This is a genomic window from Chitinimonas violaceus (assembly GCF_052601015.1).
In genome coordinates, this window is record NZ_JBQXDJ010000138.1 from 1 (window position 1) to 3,637 (window position 3,637).

The 3,637-nt window shown below is 44.6% G+C and carries 4 protein-coding genes; 3 read left to right on the forward strand and 1 reads right to left on the reverse strand.

Annotation, left to right across the window (positions count from 1 at the left end):
- The 3 genes from ACUHMQ_RS20325 to ACUHMQ_RS20335 all read left to right on the forward strand — a co-directional run.
- A partial coding sequence (locus tag ACUHMQ_RS20325) for a hypothetical protein (RefSeq protein ID WP_445297270.1) occupies positions 1-193 on the forward strand: 193 nt, incomplete at its 5' end.
- Positions 187-1,494: a M12 family metallopeptidase gene (locus tag ACUHMQ_RS20330; protein WP_445297271.1), complete on the forward strand. Its 1,308-nt coding sequence runs from the start codon at positions 187-189 to the stop codon at positions 1,492-1,494. The genes ACUHMQ_RS20325 and ACUHMQ_RS20330, both read left to right, overlap by 7 nt.
- A gap of 498 nt (positions 1,495-1,992) precedes the next feature.
- Positions 1,993-3,159 carry a hypothetical protein gene (locus tag ACUHMQ_RS20335; RefSeq protein ID WP_445297272.1) on the forward strand — a complete coding sequence of 389 codons (1,167 nt, stop codon included), beginning with the start codon at positions 1,993-1,995 and terminating at the stop codon, positions 3,157-3,159.
- Positions 3,160-3,223: 64 nt separating this feature from the next.
- Here the strand turns inward: ACUHMQ_RS20335 and ACUHMQ_RS20340 are convergent.
- A partial coding sequence (locus tag ACUHMQ_RS20340; protein ID WP_445297273.1) for an integrase core domain-containing protein occupies positions 3,224-3,637 on the reverse strand: 414 nt, incomplete at its 5' end.

A 3,637-nucleotide genomic window follows, 5' to 3' on the forward strand; every position in this document is an offset into this window, starting at 1 on the left:
GGGGCTATGCCGCCAAGGATTGGAAGACGGCCATGAACCAATTCGCTATTCTTTACGCGGATCGGTTTATTCGATCATCCGTGTGAATCTCAAACCCGCCTTGAACACGGAAATCCTGACACCCCCTCGAAGCGCGCTGTTACTTATACCCACGATGTACGCTGGCCTAACCGCACGATTCCTTATGTGTTGACAAATGCTTCACCCAAAACCCGTCAACTATTCCTTGAAGCAGCCAAAGAAATCTCCCGAAACAGTGCGCTCCGGTTTATGGAACGAACGGATGAGCAAGAATTTATCTATCTCGTCGATACACCACATGATGAAGTGGATTGTTCCACTTTTATTGGTAGAGGTACCAATGCCATCACATTAACACTAGGTTGCCAGCACCCGAGTATTGTTCTGCATGAACTCATGCATGTAGTGGGATTCGCTCATGAGGATCAACGCTTAGACCGTGATCAGTACGTTACTGCAGATGACAGTAATCCGATTCTGGGCAAAGTTTCAAATGCTTTGCATGTGGGGCCATACGATCTAGATTCGGTGATGCATCACACGTTCGGTAAAGATTTGTCGTTGAAAAATCCCACAGCCAAGGTAAGGGCGTGGCCTCGCGATACCCTCTCCAAGGGGGATATAGCGGCCCTTGAGGCGCTCTATGGGGGTGTCCCAAAAAATACAGGACCCATGCCCACAGACAACGGCTTAAGCGTGGTCGTGAGTAAGCGTCGGTTGGTATTGGCGCAAAATACTACGGGCGAAGTCGGATTACAGATACTTCCTGCTGTTCAGCTTTCCATTGAGCCACAGATTAAGACGTCTAATGATTTTATCAAAGTTAACTCAATTCGAGATGGTGGGAATAACTTTAAGCTCAGCATAAGGACAGAGCCTTACGGAGGCGGAACAAGTAAGATATTTTTCCATTTCCGTACAACGGATGGGAAAGCGGGAACAGCAGTCATTGATGTTGAAATTGTCAAACCCCAAGAACTGCCCCAGTCTTTCCGGCAACTGGTTTCAGCCTGGAAACCAATAGGTAGTAATCAGAAGCAATGTCTTGAAGCCCGTCAGCAAGTTTCATATGGTGAACGATTTCCTAATCCTCTTAAGGTGGAAGAGGAAGAATTTATTGCATTCTTAAGAGATACCCCGATGTCGGCGGTACTCGCGCCCTGTGATAGCAACAAATCGTTGCAACTATGGAAGCAGGATGAGTTGGGGCGACTGCTTAGTTCCACAGATATGCACTGCCTTACCCTGGCTGAACCACTCACCAACAATGCGACTGATTCCGCCCATATCAAAATCACTAATGAATGTAACCAAGACCAGCCACCAGCAACAGCTAAATGGCTTTATGAAGACGGGAAGTTAATCAACGCTGCTTATCCTCGCTCTGCCTTGTCCTATACGGCTGGTGAGGTGCCAGCGCTGTTCCCGAAAGAGAATCGGCAAGTGCCATGGCAGCAATGGATTTGGTATTGAAAAAGCGCTGAGAAGCAGGGGCGGCGGTTCAGTAGTGAACCACCGCTCTACATTTAAGTAACGTCCTTTGTTTTATGAGGCACCTCTTACAATCAAAATCGAACAGGTTTTCGCACCCGCATGATGCGTTGCAGTATGTAGCTCTTGGACATTTGGGGAATCCCAAAGGGAAGCAAGGATATGAAAGTCCAAACAATCATAGTGAACGGCCTTATAAAATAGTGTAAGTCTGGTATTTCATTTACTGCATTTTATCTTCTCCTAAGCAAATAAAATACGACTCACAACGCCAGTAATTGATAGATACATACCATTTAGTGGTTAATTTATTGAAGTGTAACTGACGTGGAATTTGAAGTAATACGCAGAAGCTAAGAAAAATAACGCGGCGAATGAATTAAGGGAACTAACTACCCCTACGTGATGCCTACGACATAGGTTGGTAAATATTATTTGAGAGGTTTTCCCAACCAGTAGGTGCATGAAAAGGAGAGTATTGTGAATTGGTTTGTCGAGTGGGGGCGTAAAACCTATAACTATTATATAAAATCTACTAAACTTGTTTTAATCTCTATTGTCCTTATAGTTGGCAGTACAGCAGTAGCCTCACCCAAATACGTTTACAGGGCAGTTGAAAGAATTCCTGCTCAAAGTCCAGAGAGGATTTTCAAAGAAGGATTTAAATCAAAAGGGGGAAATGATAACGTCGCAGCCCATACAGCTGGTTATTCTCTCGTAGGTACAGGAGCAGATAGTGCCTTTGTGTCTACAGCATCGAGCTTAGCGTATCTTGATGATCTACGAGAAGGTAATGTACTTCCAAATAGAATCTATATTTATACCATTAGGGCAGATCAGAATTTTTATTCAATCAATAAATCTCTCAAAGCGTTACCGGACTATGAGACTATTATGGATACTTATGATTTGAGCTTTGATTCTGATCCCGACCATCAAGAGTATGTAGCATTAAGACAAATTCCAACTCAGAATATTGTTAGTGCACAGGTTGCTACTTGGGATACAGAGCTGGATCGCTATGTCATAGATCAAAACAGGAGCTTTTCCAATCCGAACTATATAGAGGCAGATACGTATGCAAACAACGAGCCTTATCATCGGGTTATATCTGACCAAACTACAGTTGTAGTTAGTGCAAATTCCACCGAAACATGCAAACATTCAGGCGCCTCAGCATTTGGGAAAAAGAAGAAAAGAAGTCTTCATTCTTTTTGTTACGTCCCTTTTGGATTTTGTCCTGATGCAATAGAGGGCGGGCTAGTTGCAGATGGCGCCAATGGTTGCTTCCAAACAAAAAGGATATCGATAAGCAAGTATGGTCCCTATAGAACAAATTGCAATGTGCTTAGCTATTATATTAACTGTTATCTATATGAACAAAAGACAGATAATTATGTTGGTAGATTTGCAGGAAACTTCTTTCCGTTCACTTTTTTTGGAAGGAACTGGGGGAGTGACATTTACTTTTCTGAAGCAGTAAGTGCTTTGGTTAGAAAAGGCGATAAATATGGCATCAAATTTAGAGTTGGTGGCAATGGAAATGGGGTAGTGGTTGATACCGGCTATGGGAAGATTATAGCTGGAGATGCAGGGCTAAGTGCTATCGGAGGCGGTGGCGGTTTAGATGGGGCATTTTTGCCTTAACTGTTTCTTCAACAGAATGGTGAGACGGTAATCCCCCCATTTTTAAGGGGAGTCAGAAGTAGCGCTATGCGACCATGGCCAGCCGCTGTATTGGGGTAATACCGCCCAAGGCCATGTTAGGGCGTTCGTGATTGTAGAACCAGATCCAATCCGTTGCGTAATCCTGAACTTCTGCGATCGACTCGAACAGGTAGTGACCAAGCCAATCGTAGCGCACAGTACGGTTGAAGCGTTCAACGTACGCGTTCTGTTGCGGCTTGCCAGGCTGGATATGATCAAGTCGAACTCCCTTTCTCTGTGCCCATTCACTCAGTATCTTGCCAATGTATTCCGGCCCATTGTCACTGCGGATTGTTTGCGCTGATTGAATATTGACCCACCCTGCCGATTGAATATTGACCCAGTGATGGTTGCCGCCGTTTGACCGGCGACTGTGCATAACTATATCTCTACGGGCTAGTCTCACCCGTGGATTTTC